19 protein-coding genes and 1 pseudogene are annotated in these 23,602 nt (G+C 39.1%); 8 read left to right on the forward strand and 12 right to left on the reverse strand.

Annotated elements, in window-relative coordinates; all coding sequences use genetic code 11:
- Positions 1-55: 55 nt before the first annotated feature.
- The 5 genes from ACFRAK_RS18545 to ACFRAK_RS18565 form a co-directional block, all read right to left on the reverse strand.
- On the reverse strand, positions 56-706 hold the full coding sequence (locus tag ACFRAK_RS18545) for a TetR/AcrR family transcriptional regulator (RefSeq protein ID WP_387599284.1): 651 nt from the start codon (positions 704-706) through the stop codon (positions 56-58).
- Positions 707-892: 186 nt separating this feature from the next.
- Entirely contained in the window at positions 893-1,651 is a 759-nt protein-coding gene (locus tag ACFRAK_RS18550; RefSeq protein WP_387598276.1) for a hypothetical protein, read from the reverse strand.
- Positions 1,652-1,679: 28 nt separating this feature from the next.
- The gene (locus ACFRAK_RS18555; protein WP_394572217.1) at positions 1,680-2,726 is read right to left on the reverse strand and encodes a cytochrome d ubiquinol oxidase subunit II; all 1,047 of its coding nucleotides are present in this window, start codon (positions 2,724-2,726) and stop codon (positions 1,680-1,682) included.
- Between the two features lie 15 nt (positions 2,727-2,741).
- Complete coding sequence (locus ACFRAK_RS18560; RefSeq protein WP_394572218.1) at positions 2,742-4,103, reverse strand: cytochrome ubiquinol oxidase subunit I; 1,362 nt, start codon at positions 4,101-4,103, stop codon at positions 2,742-2,744.
- A 553-nt stretch (positions 4,104-4,656) separates the two neighbouring features.
- Positions 4,657-5,163 (reverse strand): acyl-CoA thioesterase, encoded by a 507-nt coding sequence (locus tag ACFRAK_RS18565; protein WP_387599281.1) that lies wholly within the window; start codon positions 5,161-5,163, stop codon positions 4,657-4,659.
- Between the two features lie 113 nt (positions 5,164-5,276).
- Here ACFRAK_RS18565 and ACFRAK_RS18570 point away from each other — a divergent pair.
- Positions 5,277-6,103, forward strand: a pseudogene (locus tag ACFRAK_RS18570) (IS1595 family transposase); the annotation flags it as partial.
- Between the two features lie 115 nt (positions 6,104-6,218).
- On the opposite strand, the gene ACFRAK_RS18575 reads toward ACFRAK_RS18570, so the two are convergent.
- Entirely contained in the window at positions 6,219-7,256 is a 1,038-nt protein-coding gene (locus ACFRAK_RS18575; RefSeq protein WP_394572231.1) for a serine hydrolase domain-containing protein, read from the reverse strand.
- A gap of 637 nt (positions 7,257-7,893) precedes the next feature.
- On the opposite strand from ACFRAK_RS18575, the gene ACFRAK_RS18580 reads away from it, so the two are divergent.
- Entirely contained in the window at positions 7,894-9,345 is a 1,452-nt protein-coding gene (locus ACFRAK_RS18580; protein ID WP_394572232.1) for a flavin monoamine oxidase family protein, read from the forward strand.
- A 13-nt stretch (positions 9,346-9,358) separates the two neighbouring features.
- On the opposite strand, the gene ACFRAK_RS18585 is transcribed toward ACFRAK_RS18580, so the two are convergent.
- Positions 9,359-9,748, reverse strand: a complete 390-nt coding sequence (locus tag ACFRAK_RS18585) for a Ger(x)C family spore germination C-terminal domain-containing protein (RefSeq protein WP_394572219.1) — start codon at positions 9,746-9,748, stop codon at positions 9,359-9,361.
- Between the two features lie 176 nt (positions 9,749-9,924).
- Here ACFRAK_RS18585 and ACFRAK_RS18590 point away from each other — a divergent pair, with 176 nt between their 5' ends.
- The 4 genes from ACFRAK_RS18590 (at position 9,925) to ACFRAK_RS18605 (ending at position 14,202) form a co-directional block, all read left to right on the forward strand.
- A complete protein-coding gene (locus ACFRAK_RS18590) occupies positions 9,925-11,451 on the forward strand; it encodes a spore germination protein (protein WP_394572220.1) in 1,527 nt (508 codons plus the stop codon).
- Positions 11,452-11,470: 19 nt separating this feature from the next.
- On the forward strand, positions 11,471-12,562 hold the full coding sequence (locus tag ACFRAK_RS18595; RefSeq protein WP_387598261.1) for a GerAB/ArcD/ProY family transporter: 1,092 nt from the start codon (positions 11,471-11,473) through the stop codon (positions 12,560-12,562).
- The gene (locus ACFRAK_RS18600) at positions 12,559-13,644 is read left to right on the forward strand and encodes a Ger(x)C family spore germination protein (protein ID WP_394572221.1); all 1,086 of its coding nucleotides are present in this window, start codon (positions 12,559-12,561) and stop codon (positions 13,642-13,644) included. Before ACFRAK_RS18595 ends, ACFRAK_RS18600 begins: the two co-directional genes overlap by 4 nt.
- Before the next feature lie 141 nt (positions 13,645-13,785).
- On the forward strand, positions 13,786-14,202 hold the full coding sequence (locus tag ACFRAK_RS18605; RefSeq protein ID WP_394572233.1) for a Rid family hydrolase: 417 nt from the start codon (positions 13,786-13,788) through the stop codon (positions 14,200-14,202).
- Between the two features lie 122 nt (positions 14,203-14,324).
- On the opposite strand, the gene cysI is transcribed toward ACFRAK_RS18605, so the two are convergent.
- Positions 14,325-16,043, reverse strand: coding sequence for an assimilatory sulfite reductase (NADPH) hemoprotein subunit (gene cysI / locus ACFRAK_RS18610; RefSeq protein WP_394572222.1), 1,719 nt, complete (start codon positions 16,041-16,043; stop codon positions 14,325-14,327).
- Between the two features lie 27 nt (positions 16,044-16,070).
- On the reverse strand, positions 16,071-17,885 hold the full coding sequence (locus tag ACFRAK_RS18615; protein ID WP_394572223.1) for an assimilatory sulfite reductase (NADPH) flavoprotein subunit: 1,815 nt from the start codon (positions 17,883-17,885) through the stop codon (positions 16,071-16,073).
- A 336-nt stretch (positions 17,886-18,221) separates the two neighbouring features.
- Here ACFRAK_RS18615 and ACFRAK_RS18620 point away from each other — a divergent pair, with 336 nt between their 5' ends.
- Entirely contained in the window at positions 18,222-19,130 is a 909-nt protein-coding gene (locus ACFRAK_RS18620; RefSeq protein ID WP_387598249.1) for a LysR family transcriptional regulator, read from the forward strand.
- A gap of 110 nt (positions 19,131-19,240) precedes the next feature.
- Here ACFRAK_RS18620 and ACFRAK_RS18625 read toward each other — a convergent pair whose 3' ends face one another.
- The 3 genes from ACFRAK_RS18625 to cuyA all read right to left on the reverse strand — a co-directional run bounded on the left by ACFRAK_RS18625 (position 19,241) and on the right by cuyA (position 22,036).
- Entirely contained in the window at positions 19,241-19,975 is a 735-nt protein-coding gene (locus tag ACFRAK_RS18625) for an SDR family NAD(P)-dependent oxidoreductase (protein WP_394572224.1), read from the reverse strand.
- Between the two features lie 449 nt (positions 19,976-20,424).
- Entirely contained in the window at positions 20,425-20,928 is a 504-nt protein-coding gene (locus ACFRAK_RS18630) for a DinB family protein (protein ID WP_387598243.1), read from the reverse strand.
- Between the two features lie 109 nt (positions 20,929-21,037).
- The gene (gene cuyA, locus ACFRAK_RS18635; protein WP_394572225.1) at positions 21,038-22,036 is read right to left on the reverse strand and encodes a D-cysteate sulfo-lyase; all 999 of its coding nucleotides are present in this window, start codon (positions 22,034-22,036) and stop codon (positions 21,038-21,040) included.
- A 557-nt stretch (positions 22,037-22,593) separates the two neighbouring features.
- On the opposite strand from cuyA, the gene ACFRAK_RS18640 reads away from it, so the two are divergent.
- The gene (locus tag ACFRAK_RS18640; protein WP_394572226.1) at positions 22,594-23,391 is read left to right on the forward strand and encodes a GntR family transcriptional regulator; all 798 of its coding nucleotides are present in this window, start codon (positions 22,594-22,596) and stop codon (positions 23,389-23,391) included.
- Positions 23,392-23,602 lie beyond the last annotated feature (211 nt).

Raw genomic sequence — 23,602 nt, forward strand, 5'->3', positions numbered from 1 at the left:
CATTCCCCTTTCAATCGAGACCGACTAGTTGGTCTGTACAAATCAAGTTAATTGTTTAATCGACTGCAACTTTGTTCTTCAGTAGAAATGGCTGGGTGATTTCCGCATCTTTTTGTTCATCTGTCAATAAGGCATTCAGAATTAAATCTACGTAAATATCACCGATTTCATCAATCGTTTTTCCACCGTCCCTTTTGTACCATTTGTAGGACCAGTTGACCATGCCCAGAATTGACATTCCGGTAATTTCCACAGGCAATTCGCTGCGGAATACTCCCTTGTCAATGCCTTCTTTGATAACGGAAAAAATGATTTCTTTATATAATTGACGCTTTTTTTTGATTGCTTCAACATAAGGTGGTTTTAAGTAAATGCTTTCTTGATAGAAAACTGAGATGTGTGGTTTATAGAGGTCAAAAACTTTAACGAATGATTGAATGATCTTTTGCATTTTTTCTGTTGGATGGGTACTTTCTGAAATGGCTTCCTGTGCTTTTATTAAAACATATGAAATAAAGTAATCATGAATGACAAATAGGAGTTCATCCTTGGAAGAGAAATGGTGGTAAAACCCCCCTTTGCTAGTTCCGCATGCCTTAACGATTTCGTTGACGGAGACACCATGAAAACCATGCTGATCGAAGAGCGCCAACGATGTTTCAATTATTTTCTCTTTTAACTCCGTAAGACTGCACCTCCCTTGTATCCGCTTACATTTAATCCAGAATAAAGAGATTTATTATGTATAAACTGGATTTATTTAAATTTTACCAAATATTTAAAAATTGTCAATTTTTAAATATAAACAAAAAACAGCCCTCAATACCAAGAGCTGTCAACCTACTTTATGCTTGAATATGACTCATTCCATACTAACCCTTATTGCCATTCACTATTTATTTTTTCCCTTGACCGGTTTAACTTGAGCTTTTACAAGCTGCCATCCATGGTTATACTTCCATACTGATTTGATTTCCATTATCGAATCACGTTCATCGAACCCTTTTACATGTTGGACTCCCACAAGCGCTTTCCCTTTTCCAAAAACGTGCTTTAGGTTTAATGAAGAGTATGGATCAACCAAAAGCTCTGTCGGTTCATTTAGTTTTCCATTTAGATAAATGCCCATTTCATCATAAGCTTGTCTTCTGGAACTGACATCTATCACCACAGGCTTTTGACCTTCAATAATGACTTCCGCTTTGTATCCGTCAAGAAATTGGGCCATTACAGGAACGGATGGAGGGATTTCCAGTTCCTTCACTTTTCCATCCTTGAACGTATAGGCGTAACTGGTTATCAACCGCTCTCTACCTTCCATCAAAACCGTGACCAATACATCCTGGACCCCATCATTATTCAAGTCGGCAACCTTGAGATCTGGATTATATCCAGCTTTAAGCGGGACGCTGATTGTACGGCGATTGCTTTCCACACTTAACTCGATTTTCTTCAGAAACTTGCTTCCTTCTTCATATGGCATGCCCTGAACCTGGATGATGTCTATTTTCTGGTCACCTGTTACATCTCTTTTAGTTGAAATATAAGTGCCATCGACCTGAAAATTTTTATCATGCGCTTCAACCGCTTGATAGCTCAAAAAGAGTGAGATGACTAAAACCGCATATTTTAGCAGATCTAACTTTTTCATAGTGAAAACCTCTCTTTTCCAAGATGAACTAATTTGACATTTGCCGCCGTTTGAACTTTCGACGCTGATCTTTCATGAAGATGGACCAGAAATAATAGAACCCTGGCACTAATATCGCAAAGCCCACGATATATGTGGCAAAAACAGCCCGGAAAGATGTTGGATCGGTAAATCCTGAGAGAATCGTGACATTTGGATATATGATATAAGGTAAATGTGCGATACCATAAACATAACTGCCGATTAAATACTGAATGATAATCGCTATTACAGCGACGCGAGGCATTCCTTTAACCTCCTGCTTAGAAAAATGGGGTAAGTACAGTGCTATCCCGCTAATGATGAAAAAAGCTAGCGAGACGAATAACAATGCCGAGTTTTTCATCATTCCTTGGTAGATCCAATACGCTTCATTTTTTAACGTGAGCATAACCAACAGAGCCATGACTAACATAAGCGGTCCCGTAATCATCGCATCCCTGCGATATATTTTGTATGCTTTCATTTCATCAGCCTGTTTTGAGTAATCAGACAGTAACAAAGATGATAAAAAAAGCGTGCTCATGATTCCAAACCCCACAAATGCATACTCATTCGGACTCGTGAAAAGTTTAGATAGATTCAATTCTTCATTTCCTCTTACGCCTTCGACAAATCCAAGGTGGGTGATGGGCAATACACTGATTAATAGCCCGGGTATGATTAATCCCGTCAATCCTGAGATATATGTTAACGCTTTTTCATATTTGTCTACGCTATGCGAAAAAACCAAGAAAGCGCTCCTAATACAAAGCAGGACCAATATCAGGCTCGCAGGAACAATCAAGGCTACTCCAATCGGGAAAACTGCACCTGGAAATAAACTGTAAATCGCAATGACAAGACCAACAACAAATGTATTGGTCACTTCCCAAGTCGGCGATAAATAGCTATTTGCAATCTTCGTAGCATTTGTTTCTTCCTTTTTAATGTAAGTCATCGCCCAGAAACCAGCGCCAAAGTCCATAGAGGCCATGATGGCATAAAGAAAAATAAAGCCCCAGACCAATGTTATTGCAAGAAGAGCATCACTCAACCGCCTTCCCCCCTTTTATGAATTCGAATCAAAATGCCTTACATCTTTCTGTTCTGCCTTATAAATATCATCCATAACGGAATGTCGTTTGAAATAATACAAAAGTGTAAATACGACAGAAACGCATAAAATGATATATACAATGATGAACATCGTGAATAAAAATCCAAGGTTTTCGTACGAAGTGACCGAATCCTCCGTAGTCAGCATCCTGTATATCGTCCATGGCTGTCTGCCTGTACAAGCAAAAATCCAGCCGCATTCAATCGAAATCACCGAAAGCGGACCTGCAGCTACAAACAGCCAGAGAACCCATTTCGGATAGGTCTCCTTTTTCAGCCATTTATTCCATACCAATGCAAACAGTGCTAAGGCGATTAAGCCGGAACCGATGATGACCATGGCGTTGAATAAGATATGGACATAAAGCGGCGGCCAATACTCTTCAGGAAAATCGTTCAAGCCGGTCACGACCGTATTGAAGCTGTTTCCGGATAGAAAGCTTAATAACCAAGGGAATTCAATCCCATACTTCACTTCCTGGGCTTCCCTATCGGTATAACCGAACAAGGTAAGCCCGGCATGATCCTTTGTTTCAAACAACCCTTCAGCCGCCGCCAGTTTCTCCGGCTGTTCCCTATATAAATGCTGTGTAGTCGCATGACCGTTCAATGCCGTCAAAAAAGAAAAAACCAACCCCAATACAATACTGAGTCTCAGTGCTTTTTGGTGAAAATTAAATTCAGCAGTGCCATATTTATTTTTTAGCATCTTATAAGCTGCAACTGCCGCTACGACAAAAGCACCTGTCGTATATGCAGTCAGGGCCGTATGACCTGCCGTCACCAAGAAACTTGGGTTGAAAAATGCCGCCCAAGGATCGACATCGACAATTTCCCCATTTTCAAACCGGAACCCAGCCGGTGTCCCTTCAAAAGCATGGACATTAGAAATCAAAACCGCCGAAGCCATTGCGCCGAATGCAACAAAGAATAAACTTACGATACGGGCCCATGGCTTAATTTTTTCAGCAGCATACACGTAGATTGACATGAATAGCGCTTCAACCATGAATGCATAAATCTCGATTTGGAATGGAAGCGCCATGACACGTCCGATCACCTCCATGAACCCAGGCCATAATAGAGACAGTTGCACACCCGCGATCGTACCAGTCGGAATCCCGACCCCAAGCAAAACCCCTAATGTTTTGGTCCAGCGTTTAGCCATGACAACATATTGTAAATCCTTTGTCCTTTGATACATCAATTCCGCTGCCAACATCATCATCGGCAACCCGACGCCAATCGTTGCAAATATGATATGTACAGCCATATTCGTCCCGAACATCGCACGGGCCATTTGTATATGATCCATACTGTCTTCCTTTCCAACCTTTGTCTCTTGGTAGTATCTCCTCTGTAAAGGAAAATATTTAATAATATTCCACAAACTAAATATTCATGGTTTTGCAGAAAGACAGTATTTTACTTGATGATGTTTTTGGTTGATTGTTCTATTAAATATTCTATCGAGGTTATTATTGGGATATATCTACTCCCTTTAAGATTGTAAACGGGACACCGTATTGATTGGCAGCCTATGTACCAAGCGGGGAAATATAGAAGGAACGTGCAGTATATTGTATTCGGGCCGGACATCCTTTTGGCTTGCCAGAACCACCTGTTAATTTCTGGTTCCGCGCTACGAACGGATCACCGTACAAACAACATTGATAACACTTTTGAGGATTGCATCTCTAAAGAACTATGTATTCATTTTTATAATTCCTTCAATAAAAAAGACACACATACACTACAATATAGTAGTCTATGTGTGTCTTTGCGGGAGTTTTCAACTTGATCGATATTGTTGAGGATTGCCACTTTCCTTCCATGCACCTCGTAGGTTAAAAGTCGCTATATGAAAGTTAAGGATAATCTACGCTTAAAAACATAGCCACATCTTTGCTTTTTTGTTTTCTCTGTTGCCGCATACTTGCCCGATCTAATGCCGTTTCATGTAATTTTTTTTCTTCTTCTGACTCCGGAATAACTTTTGGAACACGTGTTGGCCGTTTATGTTCATCAAGTGCAACAAATGTTAATAGAGCAGTCGCTGCAATTCTACGAACACTGCTTTTTAAATCTTCAGCAATAATTTTTACAAAAACCTCCATTGAAGATGTACCAGTCCATGCCACATAAGATATAAAACACACTGAATCCGTTGTACGAATGGGATGTAAAAAGTCAACGGAATCTGTTGAAGCAGTTACACATTCACTTCGACTATGACGTGCTGCCGAGATCGATGCTACTTGATCGACATCACTCATTAATCTGCCGCCAAATAATGTATTATGATTGTTCACATCATTTGGAAATATACGACTCGTTCTTATCACCCTTGATTCTCTGCAATATTTTGCTTCTATAAACCCGTCCTCCTAAAACATGGGAGCTAAAATCATCACCTATGTAAACTTTTAGTATATGGTTATATTATGATGCAATTTTGAGCTTTTTATCCTTAAACGCTATCGGCGGCGTACGTAGCCTAGTATTCCGAGAATGCGCAGTTTGCTTATCATATGGAAGTACATCTGTAAAACGTAATGGGAAATATCGTTCAAGGCAACGCTATTTATGTAGGGATTGCAATAAATACTTCAATGATATGACTAATACTCCATTTTCAGGCTCTAAATATCCAGAAAAATGGGTGGAATATATGAGGTTTTTGATTGAGGGTGTAACTCTACTCAAGATAGCTAAACGCTTAAAACTACATATCTCCACTGCATTCTATTGGAGACATAAAATCTTGAACGTAATAGATCGCCTCGGCTTCAAACAATTAGAAGGTATTGTAGAGAGTGATGAAACATTTTTCGTGAGGAGAAAAAGATAAAAAAAGAGGATTTTCTAATCTTAAGATTGCCATAGCAGTAGCTCAAGACCGCAATGGAAATATGGTTGCACGTAAAGCAGATACAGGGCGGGTTACAGCTGAAGAAATTGATGCAGTGATGGGTGATTTTATTCATCCATTTGCTTTGTTATGCATAGATACCTCAACAAACTATAAAAATTCCGCTAAGATAAAAGGCTTGCTGCACGAGACGATTAATGAACGTCAGAAGCAACGGGTAAAAAAAGGCATATTTCATATACTGCACGTTAATAACTTTTCACAACAGACTAAAGGGGTGGATGGAGCGTTTTCAAGGAGTCGGAACATATTATCTTGATAATTTTCACTCGTTTCGCTGGCTAGAAACAGGAAAATTATGGCGTTTGATTAACGAGTTGAACAAATGCTTATTTCAGCTCCAAAAATCTAATTATCATCCTGTTGAGACGTTCAGAAGTTAACCAGCTTTGGTGGTTCGGTGTAATAAAAAACGCTCAGAGCATTTATACTCTAAGCATGATAATGCAAGTGATCCGGTTACTCCATTAAAGCCCTCGTTAGCTGAATAGCAAATATTTAAAAATGATAAGCATTGTAGACTTCACCAATAATACCTTTTAATTGATGAACACCTAGATCGGTATTTATCATTATGACTAATCCCGTTTCTAAATAAGGATAAGCCACCATCATACATTGAAAACCAACACCCCAACCAAGAGATGAAATTTCAATTCCCTTTTCGTTTTTATCTAGGAAAACTCCTAGTCCAGTCCACTCCTTACAACCTTGGGGATTTATAACTTCAATTGCTTTACTTACTGAAAGCTTAAGCTTACTGTCACCATTTAAAGCATTCATTAATTCAATGACCAAAAGAGCTAAATCTGTAGGCGTTGTCCATAACCCAGAAGCTGCTGGATATGGATAAATTGGATATTTACCATTTACTAATTCTCCACTTTTGTTGTGACCGCAAGAGAAATATTTTTTGGTTGCTTCTGATGTTGGAAGTTCAAATATGCTATTTTCCATATTTAATGGATGAAAAATATGTTCATTCATTACTTTCTTAAAAGGTTTTTCAGTAACGTCTTCTATCAAAAGCTGTATAATGCAAAAACCTGCGTCTGAATATTGAAAGGTGCTCCCAGGCTCATACTTAATTTCAATAGGAGCTTTACAATAGGGTGTTCTTCCTTCTAATATCTCGACCATTGTGGGGTTTTCCATCCTCGAATTGAGATCAATAAAACTTCCTTCGGGGTCAATAACACCAGATTGGTGACTTAGTAAATTTCTTAAGGTGACTTTCTTATTTTTATTTAGTTCTTTATGAGGAACTTTCCACGATAAAAGTTTTTCATTAACATTTTCATCTAGATCAAGAATCCTTTGTTCCGTCAATTTCATCACTAGAATTGAGGTTAAAAATTTACTGATTGAACAAGCGCTAAAAATAGAATTACTTTCCACACTTTTATCTGTTTCCACTTCAAGTAAACCGAAGCATTCTGTACTTCTTATGTTACCACCATCAATTGCTGCAATGCTTAATCCAGTTACATTATAATCTTCCATAAGCTTTTGAATGTTGATATTTTGTGTTTTGATACTAACAACCCCCAGATTAACTACTATGTACAAACGTTTAAAATGCAACTCTATTAATCTGCCCGTTTATTGAATAAGAATCACTTATATTTTACCATAAAATTCAAGTTGTTAGTTTTTTCTCCTGAGAGCAACAATCTTTTAGAAAACAGCCTTTAGAAAAGAATCCTTTAAGGGCAAAAGTTCACTCTATGTTTCTATCGATTGATTTTCTGTAATAGAATTACGGAATACTATAATGAAAACCTTTGTTTTTTCGAAATAAGGTTACGAATAGATTCTTCGTTATAGTTCAAAAAAGCTGAACACTTCTTCTATAACTTTCTAAATTAAATTCGTCTCGATCATAAATCGTAGCCTTTAGATAGTTAGCTTCCCAAAAAACGGCACCATTTATTAACAATATATCAACATTTTCAGCTTCTTCCCCTTTGAATTTTCTAAAAATTGAGTATTCCACATAAAGGATAAACCTAGAGGAATATGATAGCAATAATCATTCATGACAAATTATTGAAGATTCTTCATAATTGGTAACCCAATAGGAATAAGATAGCATAAATCCCATATAGGAAGTGTAACAAGAGAGGAGAACAACACTTTGTCCTTTTTCAAAGATCCGCTATCACCCGATCAAATGCTTGCTGTTATCAGAAATGGCCTAGGGTCTTCCCAGTTCCCCAAAAAAATCATCATCATTGGTGCCGGCATGTCTGGATTGGTTGCAGCATCCCTTTTAAAACAAGCAGGGCATGAGGTTACGATATTGGAAGCAACCGGGAGGGTCGGAGGACGTATCTTGACCATACGTGAACCATTTTCAGAAGGTTCCTACCTTGAAGCCGGTGCCATGCGCATTCCGAATTATCATTACTTGGTTGTTGAATACATCAAGAAGTATGGTTTACGAATCAACACTTTTGTTAATGCGACTCCTAATGATCCCATTTATGCTAACGGAATCAAAACAACCGCTGCCATATATCAACGGAATCCGGATATACTTAGGTACCCTGTAGCTCCCCATGAAAGAGGTAAAACAGCTGAAGAATTACTCAACATGGCAATTAAGCCTGTGACTGACTTCATCAATCAAAACCCACGTAGAAATTGGGAAATAGTCATAAAAGAGTTTGATAAATACTCCATGAGCTTCTTTTTGCAGTACAATCCAGTAGGAATGAGCCTTTCAACAGGGGCGATTGAAAGCATCAAAGTCCTAATGGGATTAGAAGGATTCCCGGAACTTTCTTTTCCTGCCCTACTTCGGGAGCTTATGCCACTCTTTAATCCAGACATAGGATTTTTTGCAATCGAAGGGGGAAACGACCGGCTTCCTTATGCTTTTCTACCTGAACTGAAGGATAGTCTCAACTTCAGATATGAAGTGACAAAGATCATCCAACATGATAATCAAGTAACCATCCACTCTAAACATACTCAAAGCCAAAACCCCTTAACGGTTACCGGTGACCTTGCCATCGTGACTATCCCACTTCAATTGTTGCAATTTATAGATATTGAACCCCGGAACTCCTTTTCCCATAATAAGTGGAAGGCAATAAGGGAGCTCCATTATGCTGCGTCCACGAAAATCGGACTTCAGTTTACACATAGGTTTTGGGAAAAGGAAGGAATCTTCGGTGGTAAATTGAGCACCGATTTACCGATTAGATTTTCTTATTATCCCAGGCAAACGAGCAACCAGAGTGAATCCGGTCTCATCTTAGCAAGTTATACATGGGAAGATGATGCCACTTTGTGGGATATACTTCCTGAGAATGACCGTATACAACACGCATTGAAAAATTTGGCCCAGGTCCATGGAAAACAAGTATACGATCATTTTTTATCAGGGGCTTCTTATAGCTGGACAATGAATCAGTATTCATACGGTGCTTTCTCCATGTTTAAACCTGGTCAGGAAACGGACTTGTTTCCATATATCCCAACACCTGAAGGAAGGGTCCACTTCGCCGGTGAGCATACATCAACCGTTCCAGCATGGATTGAAGGAGCCGTTCAATCCGGCATCAGGGTTGCACATGAAGTGACGAATCTGCCTGGAACATTCAGTGAGCCTTTTTAAAATAACCAATCAATCAACTAAAAGGCACTTGACATAAAACCTTCCCATTTGGAAGGTTTTCTTTTGACCAGTCACTATATCCCTCCTTTGAAACTACGTCTACGACCCTTATATCCACTTCTTGATGAATGACAGCATTACTGAAAATTCCGTCCCATTTCTTCTTATTTTTCATCCAAAGCTTTGGATGCTGATTTTCCACATACCTAATATTGATCGTCAAATGATCCCCGTTCAATTCCGTCTTGATTTTCTTCCTAGTCCTATTGATCACTTCAACACATAATGGTTTACCGTGTTGGACCGCTTCGATTAATCCTCCCTTTACCTCACCATTCAACCAATTTAATGCAGCTATATCTTCATCACTCATGACCCCGGCCAACTTTGAATTGTTGATCACCCCTGCACCCTCCAAAATTAATTTCCCGCCCCTAATATCAGCGGCCTGAATGGCTAAGGTCTACCCTCTCCGTAGAAGGTTCACCAAACGTTAATCCAATTTAATATGGAAATGGTTAATTTGTAATTAAATTGCAAATGCTAGGATAACTAGCTTTAGATTAGAGGTGACAACATTTGTTTAACCGCGGAAAATTCAAAAAAAAACCCAATCAACCAAACGATAAAAGTGATGAATTAAATAAAACTTCGGAAGTAAGGGATCTTTTCAATACCCTTTCTTCATCCACTGATTTCGTAAACCACCAAGGAACATATAATGGCATAGGATATTGGGTATCCTTTTATCGCTCTTTAATCGATGCAAAGGAGCTTCACGAAAGTATTCTTTCTGTCATACCGACTCTGGAAACGATAAATTTGGAGCAAATAAAGGAAAACGTACCTATTGAAAATACACTGATTTCCAGTACCAAGATTGTTATCGAAGAAAGGATCATGAGAGGCGAAATTGCACTTCGCTTAGATGAAAATCTTGATGAATGCCTATTAATCAATGTTGCAGCCCAAATAGGAAGACAAGTTGAGAAGCCTGAACTCGAATTTGGGATCATAAGTGCTCAAGAAGCGTTTGTCGAGGATATTGATACTAATCTGAATCTAGTTAGAAAAAGGCTGCCTATCCCTGGATTGCAAGTAAGTGAAAAGACTGTGGGGTCATTGTCTAAAACAAAAGTGGCAGTGTTATCAATAGAAGGGATCGTTGATCAGGAAAATGTAGATAATGTTATACAAAGGATCAATGACATAGAATTTGATGAAATATTGGATGGGTCCAATCTCGCGCAAATGCTATATGATAATTCAAATACCTTATTTCCCCTTTTTCTAAATACGGAAAGGCCTGATCGCATCGCAAGCGCACTGGCTGAAGGTAAAGTAGCCTTGCTAATCGATAGGTCATCCTCAGTACTCATTACTCCGACCATTTTGTTGGAATACTTTATAACCATGGAAGATTATAATATGCCTTGGGTTCCGGCATCTGCTTTCCGGTTATTAAGGATATTCGCGGTCGCTTTTTCGATATTTGCCACTCCTATTTATGTAGCCGTTCTTACTTATCACTATGAACTGATCCCTAAAGATCTTTTGGAAACGATCGTCACTTCAAGGAACTTAATCCCATTTCAGCCATTGATCGAAGCATTATTCTTGGAGATTTCCATAGAGCTATTACGGGAAGCGGCTGCCAGGCTGCCAACTAAGGTGGGTCAGACATTAGGCATCGTCGGCGGTATCGTAATCGGTCAAGCAGCCGTTGTAGCTGGTTTGACCAGTAATATCTTATTGATCATTGTTGCCCTCTCGGCATTGGCATCATTTGTTACTCCTATTTACAAAATGGGTAATGCCATACGGCTGCTGCGGTTCCCCTTTTTAGTGGGAGCCCAAATTTGGGGGGGACTTGGCATAATCATTACGGCCGTGTTTTTGATGACCCACCTTATCAAATTAACGTCAATGGGACACCCGTACCTTGAACCCATATACCCATTTCGTATGCAAGATTGGAAAGACAGCTTTGTACGTCTTCCCTTTAATGTTTTCAAGTCGCGCCCTGTAAATTTACGTCCTGATGATAGATCCAGACAGCCACATCCAAAAAAAGCCAGAATCAAAAAAAATGATTTTAATGAATGATCTTAAATGAGGGGCCTGTATGAACCAAGCTGGTGTTAATGAAAAATATAAGGTATCACCGTTCTATGTGTTTTTTTTAGTGCATTCCATGCAAACGGGAGTAGGCGTTTTAAGTTTTCAAAGAGTTTTAGCAAAGTCGGCGGGAACTGATGGCTGGATTTCGATACTACTTGCCGGACTGATCGTTCATATTTTGATCTGGATCATATATAAAATATTATGTATCGTCCCAGGTGATATCATTTCTGCCAATAATCATGCATTCGGAAAATGGATTGGGAATTTTTTCAGTCTATTATTCATTCTTTACTTTTTGGTCCTTGGAATGGATATGATTAACAGCTATATAAATATCATACATGTTTGGATGTTTGAAGCGGTAGCTTCTTGGGCGTTTACAGTGGTTTTCTTGCTTCTGATTTATTATATAAATACGGGAGGCTTCCGAACAATTACGGGAATTGCCTTTTTAAGCGTCATTTTGTCTTACTGGATTTTCTTTGTCCTATTTTATGCCATGAAATACTCTGAATTCACCAATTTACTCCCTATATTCGACCACAATCTATTGGATATACTGAAGGGAACCAGAAGTACTTCCTTGACTTTTCTTGGTTTTGAAATGATCCTGATGTTTTATCCGTTCATCAAGGATGCTAAAACATCACAAAAATATGCTCATGGAGGGGCATTAACAACAACCTTATTAACCGTTTTCATTTATTTAGTTTCACTGATTTTTTATTCACACAAACAGTTGGAGCTGACTATCTGGCCGACACTTACAATGACCAGCATTGTCGAACTGCCCTTTATTCAGCGATTTGAATATATAGGAGTTTCTTGGTGGGCCATTTTTGTCATACCCAACATGACCATCTGCTTGTGGGCTGCCAGCAGGGGTATCAAGCGCATATTCAATGTTCAGCAAAAGTATCCATTATGGGCGATATCCATTATTATCCTTCTCACTAATATATTTGTTTTTGATCAAGATTCTATATATATATTGAACAAAATCATCAATCCATACGCCGTGCTTTTCCTTACATTACATTTACCTCTTCTTTTAGCCATCATATATATAAAGAAAAGGAGGAAACGTTTATGAGAAAATTATTTCTTGTCATCTTGGCTTTTCCCCTCCTTTGCAGCTGTGCCGAGCCAAGAGTGGTTGATGAAGTCGATATGTCCCAAGCCATTGGCTACGATATACGAAAGGATAAAATAATTGAAGGAATGTTCATCATCCCTATCTTCCAACAGGACAAGATGGGTATGTATCAAATCTTAACTGGAACATCGACAACAACGAGTGATGTTCAGGCTATCGTATCCAAAAAAGCGGATAAGCCGGTGATGCTTGGACAGACACGCATCGTTTTATTTAGCGAAAAAATCGTACATGAAATAGGAATGACAGAATTGACCGACTATCTCTACCGTGAGCCTCAACTTGGAAACAGGGTCTTTTTGGCCATCGTTGAAGGAAAGGTCAAGGATTTCGTAAATACAAAACCGCCAAATACGAATGTAAATATTGGAGTCTATTTATCGGATTTGATCAATCAACAAATTGAAACAGGGAACGGCCCGGATACAAACCTCCATCTTTTTTTAGGAAATTCTCTAGAACCAGGCGGCGATTCGTTTCTTCCTTTGTTTAAGTTAATTAATAAAGAAGTTGCAGTATCAGGAGTGGCCTTGTTTCATGAAAATAAAATGGTCAGTAAAGTTCGAACGGATGATATGTTCATTTTCAAGACATTAGTTCAAAACCATAGGCGGGGGATTTACAAATTCAAATTAAAAGACAAAAAAAGTAGCGATATCGTAGTGGAAAGTATACGAAGCGGATCAAGTTTTGATGTATCCTCCTCAGAAAGAAATCCGTCCATTACGATTAAGCTCAAAATTAAAGGACAAATCAAGGAATCCATGCGAAGTGACAACCTTACCAATAGAAAGATGATAAAAAAAATTGAAAAGGAAATGGAAGATGATATAACCAAGCAAGCAAATCGTCTTATTAAAGATTTTCAGAAAAAATCCCTTGACCCGATTGGATTGAATGAAAAATATCACGCCAAAAATAAAAAAATGACCTATGAACAATGGAGAAAGATCTATCCCATGATGGACATTAAAATAGAAACCAAAGTTGACATTCTCCAAACCGGGGTCTCTGAATAATAAATTTTCAGGAATCCTTTTCGAAAAGGAGCAAACTTTTTAAAAAAAATATGAAATTTCAGTCATTGCTACTTCAATCACAGGAATCTCTTTTGCTTTGCTTCCGCAGGTAACGATAAAAATGAATTGTACTCAGATAAAGTGACCTTCTTTGGCTCCCCGCCTTCTGCGATTTCCAGTTCAGTTGATGTACCTCAAAATTATAACCGGTTATTGTTTAGTGGAACAGTCCCTCCTCTGGAGAGGTATAGAAATACAGAAAGGCAGGCAATCGGAATCTTGGAAACATTAAAAGCAGATTTGAAAACTAAAAGGCTTTCCCTCGCTGATGCTATCCATCTGCGTGTGTATGTCGCTCCAGATCCAAATCATGGAGATAAACCAGATTATCAAGGTTGGTTTGATGCCTATGCCCTGTTCTTTAATTCAAAGGAAAATCCAGTAAAAACCGCTCGTTCCACAGTAGGGGTGCAAAGTCTGGTTTCGCCGGATTATCTTATTGAGATTGAAGCAGAGGTAGCCTATAAAAATATCAGCAAGTCAAAAAATGAACAATGAGAGTGAATGATCATGTTTCAATACCGGTGTTCCAGGCTTAGTCATCATTCTTATCATTGCACTCCGGAAAACTTTTGAACAAAAAGAGACAGGAAAATATACCTGTCTCTCGCTGTATTTAATCAATCATGAAAATTCATTCCATCCGTCACTTCTTTAACGATGCCCGCATTGATGACAAAGTCACCGAAATGCTCTCCTTGCTGACGTTCTTTTGCATATCGGGATAGTAGTACACGCAACTCTTTCAATATCTCTTCTTCACCGATGTTTTCACGGTACATTTTGCTTAATCGGCTTCCGTCGAATGCAGCACCGAGATACATATTATATTTGCCAGGTGCCTTACCGATAAAACCTATTTCCCCGAGTGCATGCCGGGCACAGCCATTCGGGCAACCGGTCATGCGTATCGTAATTTCTTCGTTTTTCAGCCCGTTTTCATCTACGATGGCCTCGACTTTATCAAGCAGAACCGGCAAATAGCGCTCTGCTTCGGCCATTGCCAACCCGCATGTTGGAAGTGCCACGCATGCAATCGAGCTGCGTCGGAGCGCCGAATGATGTGCACCATCCGTTAAACCGTATGTTTCAAGCAATTCCATGATTTTTTTCTTTTTCTGACTTGATACATCTGCAATGATTAGGTTTTGATTGGCCGTCAAACGGAAATCACCCGTATGGACCTTTGCGATTTCACGCAAACCGGTCATCAGCTTGTAATCATTGGAATCGGCAATTCGGCCACCTTCGACAAATAGTGTAAAATGCCATTTTCCTTTCATGCCTCTTACCCATCCATAGCGGTCACCATTATTATCAAAATGATAAGTTCTCGCTTCATCCAACTTCCATTCTAGACGATTTTCCAATTCAGCCTTTACCGTTTCGAGCCCAAGCCGGTCAACCGTATACTTGAACCGTGCATTTTTCCGTACGGAACGGTTTCCATAATCACGCTGAATCGTAATGACTTTTTCAGCGACATCCAGTATTTGATCTGGGTTGCAAAAGCCGATTACCTTGGCTAGTTGGGGATATGTCGCCTTGTCACCATGGGTCATTCCCATACCGCCGCCGATCGCCACATTAAAACCAATGAGTTTTCCATTTTCAACAATGGCTATGAAGCCAAGATCCTGGGAGTAGACATCAATATCATTGGATGGAGGTACCGCAATGCCGATTTTAAACTTCCTTGGCAAATAAAGCTTTCCGTACATTGGTTCGACCTCCTCCAATTCAGAAGTACCGACCACTTTTTCTTCATCCAGCCAGATTTCATGGTACGCCCTTGTACGTGGCAAGAGGTAATCACTCAATTTTTTCGACCATTCATATACTTCGGAATGGATTTCGGATTGAAATGGAATCGAATTGCACATTACGTTCCGGTTTACATCTCCGCATGCAGCGATGGTATCCAGCATGGAAGCATGAATTTCCTGAATGGTTTTTTTCATATTCCATTTCAAAATACCGTGCATTTGAAATGTTTGTCTTGTGGTCAGTTTCAAGGTCCCGTTACCGTATTTTTGAGCAAGGTCATCCATAACAAGCCATTGAGAAGGCTGTGCCACCCCTCCGGGCATGCGGACACGCAACATAAACTGATAGGCAGGCTCCAGTTTTTGTTTCTGACGCTCATTGCGCAGATCCCGGTCATCCTGCAAATAACTGCCGTGATGTTTCATTAGTCGATTGTCATCATCCGGAATACCGGCACTAATCCGATCCTGCATCACTTTTCCAAGTGTACCTCGCAAATAATCGCTTTTGTCTTTAATTTGCTCAACATCACTAGGCGGGCCTTCTGGTGCTTTCAATAGTGGGTTCACCATGTTGTTATCTCCTTTTCCTCCAAATTGTCAGTACACATCACGTTGATAGCGTTTATTTTGTTGCAATTCTTCAAGATAAGCTTGCGCATCAGCATGGCTCATATTGCCTTCTTTTTCAATGATCTCAATAAGCGTATTATGGACGTCATGTGCCATGTTTTTCTCATCACCGCAAATGTATAATGCTGCCCCTTCTTGAAGCCATTCGTATAATTCCCCGCTGTGCTCGCGCATCCGGTTTTGAACATACACTTTTTCATCAGTATCACGTGAAAAGGCAACATCCATTTTCGAAAGTACTCCTGTTTCCAACCACTTTTGCCATTCAGTCTGATAAAGGAAATCCGTCACGAAATGCTGATCGCCGAAAAAGAGCCACGTTTTCCCTTTCGCTTCCGATTCTTCGCGATCCTGGATAAAGGATCTGAACGGAGCTATACCCGTTCCCGGTCCAATCATGATTATTGGAGTGTCTGGGTTCTTCGGCTGCTTGAAATTCTGGTTATGCTGAATGTAAACAGGCAGCATGTCACCAGGCTGTAATCGGTCTGCACATAAAATGGAGCAGACACCGTTCCTTTCTCGTCCGTGACTTTCATACCGGACAGCCCCGATTGTCAAATGCACTTCATCCGGATATGCGGATAAGCTACTCGCAATTGAATATAGGCGGGCTGGAATTTTCCGGAGGATTGATACGAATTCTTGCGCCGATTCACCCCACGAGCCAAAATCACGGACAAAATCCAGCAAATCACGGCCTTCACGATATTCTTTTAATCTTTCTTCATTACCAGGCACTAAAAGCTCTTTTAAATCTTCGTTATCTGAAAGCTGGGCCGCTTGTTCAATGAGGGATTTTGTCAAAACCGTAATTTCAAAATTGGAGATGAGCGATTCCCTAAGCTGACGAACTTCTCCCTGTTTATTGACCTTCACGATTTCTTCTGGGTCCCAATTGAGTTCCTTAAGAAGCATATCCACTAAATCCGAATCATTTTTCGGATAAATACCAAGGCTGTCTCCAGGTTCGAATGCAAGACCAGAGCCTTCAAGAGATAACTCGAGATGATGTGTCTCTTTATTGGAGCCACGACCGTTCAAGTTTATATTTTCAAGCACTTCCGCTTTAAACGGATTTGTTCTCGAATACGTTTGTTCACCTACTGAAGCCACCGTTGCAGGAACTGCAGCAACTGAACTGCCTTGCCCTTCATTTAAACTAGAAATGACTCCTTCCAGCCATTCGGAAGCAGGCTCATCATAATCAAGGTCGCAGTCCATTCGCGGAAATAACCGTGTCCCGCCCAGTTCCTCCAAGCGTTTATCGAATTGTTTTCCCGTTTCACAGAAAAACTCATATGAACTATCCCCAAGCGCCAATACTGAAAAGCGGAGACCTTCGAGGCTCGGAGCCCTCCTGCCATGAAGATACTCATGGAAAGACAATGTATTATCCGGCGGATCACCTTCTCCATGCGTGCTAACGGAAATGAGGAGATTTTGGACTTTTTTCAAATTGTTGAATTTAAAGTCACTCATGGATGAAATGGTAACCTGAAAGCCATTACCCTCAAGCTTACTCGCCGCATTTTCTGCCAGCCCTTGAGCATTGCCCGACTGTGAACCATAAAGAATGGTCACCTCTTTTGATACTGTCTTTCCGCTGCTTTGAGCCTCCAATACCGGAGCGTCGGCTGAACTCATATTCGAAACTGACAAAGATGCAGCCAGATAACCGCTCAACCAAACTTTTTGTGTTTCTGTCAAACTAGGCAGGAGGCTGTTAAGGAGCTCTGCCTGCTCATGGTTAAAGGGACTGTTACTTACCTGAAGTTGCACGATTTCCACCTCACAAAGGGATATTAACTTATCTTAGTTGATTCTTAGGTATAACGAGTGGGTTAAACATTTTTATTTCCATCCATAAAATAATTAATTCGTTTACTCCTATAGACGAAGTCGGTTTTAACTCCAAAAAAAATTAAAATACAGACATTATAGGTTCATAGCACGCTACAAATAAAAAATAAGGTTATAAAGGACATTAACCTTCCCCAGCTTATACTCTTCCTAAAATAAGTTTCTCATTAAAACTTTACTGGAAGGCTCATCATTAGTAAAATATATATAATTTATTGTAACTATTAAGAATATTAATAATAAGGAGAAATTTCTATGTACTATGATGCTCTAAAAACATTTGTGACCCTAGTGGAAGTCAAGAATTTTACTAAAACAGCAGAAATGCTTCTTATGTCGCAACCAAGTGTTAGTTTGCATATAAAAAAATTGGAAGAAGAGTTCCAAACCAAATTATTTCTCCGTTCTCCTAAATTCCTGAAAGTCACCTTAACGGGAGAAATTCTTTACGACCGGGCCAAGCAAATGATCACAATTTATGAACAGACCAGACAAGACATTCAGGAACACGATAGGTCCATCAAGGGCGAATTGAAGATCGGAGCAAGTTTTACAATAGGAGAGTATATCCTCCCTTCTTTACTCATCGACCTTCAAGAGGACTATCCTGAACTTGAACTTCAAGTCGTAATCGGTAACACGGAAGAAATCGTCCAAGCCGTTCGGCTATACAAAGTGGATATTGGTTTAATCGAAGGTCAAACTAATGAAAAAGAGCTTTCTGTTCACCCATTCATGCAAGATGAGCTATTCATTGTGTCTTCTAACAATCATGAACTCGCTAATCAAGACGAAGTCGGGATTACTGATTTACATGACCAAGCGTGGGTAACAAGGGAAGTTGGATCTGGGACACGTGAATACCTTAATCACGTCATACGTTCAAATGGATTGAAAATTAAGTCGATACTCACGATAAGCAGTAATCAAGGAATTAAAGAAACACTTATAAAAAACGGCGCAGGGCTGGCCCTTCTATCCCGAAGTGTAATTGAAAGGGATGTACAAAATAAAATCCTTTCTATTATCCAGGTGAAAAATGAATCCTTTAACAGAACACTTTCGTACGTCTATTCCCCAATTATGGAAGATAAAAAGAATGTCAAAACTTTCATAACTGAATTAAACAAAAAATGGCCTATGAAAGCAAAGCCGATAGGATAATCATTGAGAAGCATGCTCGCTTATTAATGCTGTATGTGTTTAGAACTAATTTTATACATGATAAAATCAATTTAAAACTACTACAAAGGGCAACGAACAAGGAAACAGAACTATCTTAGATACCCCCCATTATTAATATCAAACGTTGCGCCTGTATAATGCTTGGCTTTATCTGATAATAAGAAGACAACAGTATCGGCCACATCTCCAGGCAGGACAGGTGTTTGGATAAGTTGGTGACTTACATACTCCTCTTTTCTCCATTCAGGTATGGTACCCATCATGGGAGTATTAACCATCGTTGGGGCAACAGCATTAACTCGGATATATGGTGAAAAATTCATGGCACAGCTTTTCGTTAAACCTAATATGGCAGCTTTTGATAACCCATAGATTGCATCTGAACTGCCCTCTATTCCTGACACTGAAGACATATTAACGATGACTCCCTCACTTTGGCTTTGGAACAATCTTTTACCGAACATTTGTGAGAGATAAATAAACCCTTTAACGTTTATATCCAGGACTTTATCAATTTCATTTACTTGATAATCCAGTATATTTTTCGCCAAATAAATTCCAGCATTATTTACTAAACAATCTACATCAGCATGTTCTGCTTCAACATATACAAAAAATTCAACCACCTCTTCATGATCACTTACATCTAACTGATATGTATGCAGGGGATATCGATTGTCCAGTGACAGCATTAAATCATTTAAAGAATGTTCATTAGTATCGCATGCAAGTACTGAAGCCCCCTCTAATAAGCATTGTTTCACTATTTCTTTTCCTATTCCAGAAGCTGCGCCTGTTACGATCACTTTTCTATTTTTGAGCACTTATTAAAGCTCCTCTCCCTATTCATTACTGTTATTAACCAGATTGTATCATGGGCGTTACCCATTAACACCGTTCAACTCCCAGCTTATTACAATTTAGCAAAATTAAGAAATCCAGTAATCTCCCCTTTTTTAATCAGAGACAGGACTTTATCGATATTTTATTTCAGTATATCGTTCTTTTCTGAAAATAATTAAAATCATCTACACCAATATTTGTGATAACAACGTTTTTAAGATTCCATAGAATATTTGTAATTCTTCTCGTCTCTTTACCCTTACCGATTTCATGGGGTTTTAATTGCTCGTCTATCTATGCTGAATTAATTATAAGGAAAAGAAAGCAAAAATTAAATATCCCAATCTCTCAGTGATATAAATGAGAAATTGGGATATTTATAAAATTTAGAGCCTGTCTGTTGCTCTAACTCTATAAGGCAGCACATGTTTTAAAGCGGTGGATTTTGCACACCTAGATGAATCCAATCTTCTTTTGGCGGCCCATAAACCCCAGAAGGTTTTATTCCTGCTTGTCGCATCAGAACCGTAACTTGTCCGCGATGATGAACAATATGCTTGATTAGCCCCATAAGGATGGAAGCATTTGTTTCCTGTCTTCCAAACGCTTCTTGTATTTGTTCCAGGGATTCGTCTGTCCATTGCTGTTCAATGATTTTTGCTGCGTGAGAACTGACATTTTTAAAAGTGATGGCAATTTCCCGGGCTGAAGATGGAACGTTTTCCGAACTTTCTATCCGTTCTATCTTTAACCCGAAATGGGCTAGATAATCTGGAATATTCGTGGTGAAATGCCATGCAATTCTTCCTAAAGTGCGACCTTCGGGATAAACTTGTTGATCTAATGAATCATCAGTCAAACCATCCAAAACATTTTGAGTCAGTATGGCTTCTTTATTCCATTCTTTAATAAAATCCGAAATTGAAATATACATATAATGCCTCCCCTATTTCGTTAGATAATTATTTACTCAAAGTACATTATATATTATGAAACACACATAAAATAACAGTGAGAAATTTCTTAACGAATTTCTCAAGATTTTATCCATTAAAGAGAGAAGTATTGGCGTATAACGATGAAGCACCGCCAGAGTGAACAAATAGAATGTTATCCTCAGGCTTAAAGGTGCCTTTTTGTATTAAATCGATGAGTCCCGCTGCCGCTTTACCCGTATATACAGGATCCAGCAAAATCCCTTCCGTTCTTGCCATTAGCTTGACTGCTTCCACCATTTCAGGTGTAGGCAAAGCATAACCCGGTCCGACATACCCATCAAAACACGTAATATCCTCACGAGGAATTGAATGTGGAATCCCGATGTGTGCTAACGTTTCTTTAACTAGCTGATGAACTTTCTCTTCTTGTTCAGCTTTTCCTCTGCTTACATTTATCCCAATCACAGATATTCCACTTTGATTTCCATGAAATCCTGCGGCCAAACCAGCATGCATTCCTCCGCTGCCGCTTACACAAACAACTGCTTTCAAATCAATTCCTTGGTCAAAGGACTGTGCCAAGATCTCCTGTGCACAAGCCACATATCCCGTTGCACCAATGACATTCGAGCCCCCAACCGGAATGATGTACGGGCTATGTCCATTCTCTGTTACCTCTTTAGCTATTTTCTGCATTTCCTGCATTAAGTCCGCTCCATTAGGGACAACTATAATTTGGTCAGCCCCCAACAAATGATAGAGAAAATAGTTGCCGTTAAAATCCGGCTCTGAATTTTTTGAAAGTCCCTCTTCCAACACAAGGATGCATTTCATTTTCTCTTTAACCGCTGCCGCTAATGTTAAGCGGCAATGATTGGATTGAATGCCTCCACATGTAATCAACGTATCCGCGCCTTTTTCCAATGCATCGGCAACAAGGAATTCCAGTTTTCTTGTTTTATTTCCCCCAGCCGTCAAACCAAGCATATCATCTCGTTTAACATAAATGGATGGGCCCCCAAGAACTTCAGAAAAATGATCTAATCTTTCAATCGGTGTATATGTTGGTGTATATCGCTTTCTGGGAAATTGTGCTAAATTCATTTAAAAACTCCTCCTGTATTCTCTGTTGTACAAAGACAAAAAGAAAATCAATCTGATGTTCTCTTTACTTTAGATAATAAATAATAGCAAACGCTCCTTTTCCATCATAGCATCTTTAGGTAATCGAGCAACTTCAATGCACTTCTAGCAGGATAGAATTCTCCATATACAACAATCACCGCGGCAAGGTGACACATATCAAAACCGATTTTTACTGTAAGTTTGCTTCCGCTTATTCTATGACACCCTTGTTTCCCCTAATATTATCAGGCAGTTCCCCAGTTTCAGGATGGGTGGGGCTTCCCTGAATTTTATGCCTTGCCAATAAGGAAAGATAGCCTTGTGAGCGTGTTTGGTTATAATTTTTTCATAGATCATTTAAACCACAATTTTATATGAACCAAAACTCTAAATCATTTGTTATGCCAAAACAGAAACGGACCCTCCCCATTGAATAATATAAATAATTAAAAGTCTGAAGCATTGCAATGACTTCAATCGTTTTTTAAGATAAAATAAATATACTTGTATATAATTGGGTTGTAGAAAGGAGCACCATGGAAACCAATCACTATCAATATATTACAGAACAAATAGAACATTATTCTTCTAAGCCCTTAAGGGAAGCTATATTTTTTGTTATAAAAAATGCGATCATTGAAGGGATTTTTTTGCCTGGAGACCGTTTAACGGAAGATGATATCGCTCAACAATTCAATTGTAGCCGTACACCGGTTCGTGAAGCTTTGAGGAAATTGGAACAGGAAAATTTGCTTCAGGTGAAACCTGGTATAGGGATAGTCATATCCAATGTGGATATTGAACTTTTACAGCAGGAATTGGAAATCAGGAAAATGCTCGAAAACTATTCGATACAAAAAGCTTGTGAAGGAATTACGGAGGAGGAATTAAAAAAACTGGAATGGGCAACGGATAAACTGCAACAAGCAATTAATAGTAATGACCGAATAGCGGCAAGTCGAGCAAACATTGAATTTCACCGCTTATTTTATTCCTACTCGAGAAATTCCTTTCTCCAAAAAACTACGGATTCGTTATGGCTATCTTTTCGAATTTCCTTTTTATCGGCCCGTAATGAAGATGTTACAATGGTTGATAAATCTTGGTATGAGGAACGGAACAATGAGCACTTACAGCTAATCCATGCCATTCGTGACAAAGATGTAGAAAAAGCAATAAAGGTCAACACGATCCATATCCAAAAAAACTATGATTATTATCTTGATTACATAAAACATGTATCACAATCAAATTACCAAGTTTATTTTTCCGGATATCTCCATTTCTCTTTGCCCCCCGATCGTACAATTTTTTATAACCTTTGGCTCCTTTGAAAAAAGAACACCCACACCTGCATACATGTATACACCTTAGCTTAAAAAATTTCCAAGCCAATAACCACTTTTAATAACGTTAATATTCTGAATTATTCGTCATATTTTTCCACTATTATGCCAACCGTACAAGGCCATGGTTGAAGTCCCCTTCCTGCCCATTGCCTTGTATATGCTTTTACTGTTTCACTAGTACAGTAAGTTAATCAGC

The sequence above is a fragment of the Peribacillus sp. NPDC056705 genome, from assembly GCF_043656335.1.

Coding starts and splice junctions, on each gene's coding strand:
- cuyA (WP_394572225.1), bottom strand. CDS start 22,036: ATGAATTTAGCACAATTTCCCAGAAAGCGATATACACCAACATATACA.
- ACFRAK_RS18595 (WP_387598261.1), top strand. CDS start 11,471: ATGAACCAAGCTGGTGTTAATGAAAAATATAAGGTATCACCGTTCTAT.
- ACFRAK_RS18550 (WP_387598276.1), bottom strand. CDS start 1,651: ATGAAAAAGTTAGATCTGCTAAAATATGCGGTTTTAGTCATCTCACTC.
- ACFRAK_RS18630 (WP_387598243.1), bottom strand. CDS start 20,928: ATGTATATTTCAATTTCGGATTTTATTAAAGAATGGAATAAAGAAGCC.
- cysI (WP_394572222.1), bottom strand. CDS start 16,043: ATGGTGAACCCACTATTGAAAGCACCAGAAGGCCCGCCTAGTGATGTT.
- ACFRAK_RS18640 (WP_394572226.1), top strand. CDS start 22,594: ATGGAAACCAATCACTATCAATATATTACAGAACAAATAGAACATTAT.
- ACFRAK_RS18560 (WP_394572218.1), bottom strand. CDS start 4,103: ATGGATCATATACAAATGGCCCGTGCGATGTTCGGGACGAATATGGCT.
- ACFRAK_RS18600 (WP_394572221.1), top strand. CDS start 12,559: ATGAGAAAATTATTTCTTGTCATCTTGGCTTTTCCCCTCCTTTGCAGC.
- ACFRAK_RS18580 (WP_394572232.1), top strand. CDS start 7,894: ATGCTTGCTGTTATCAGAAATGGCCTAGGGTCTTCCCAGTTCCCCAAA.
- ACFRAK_RS18620 (WP_387598249.1), top strand. CDS start 18,222: ATGTACTATGATGCTCTAAAAACATTTGTGACCCTAGTGGAAGTCAAG.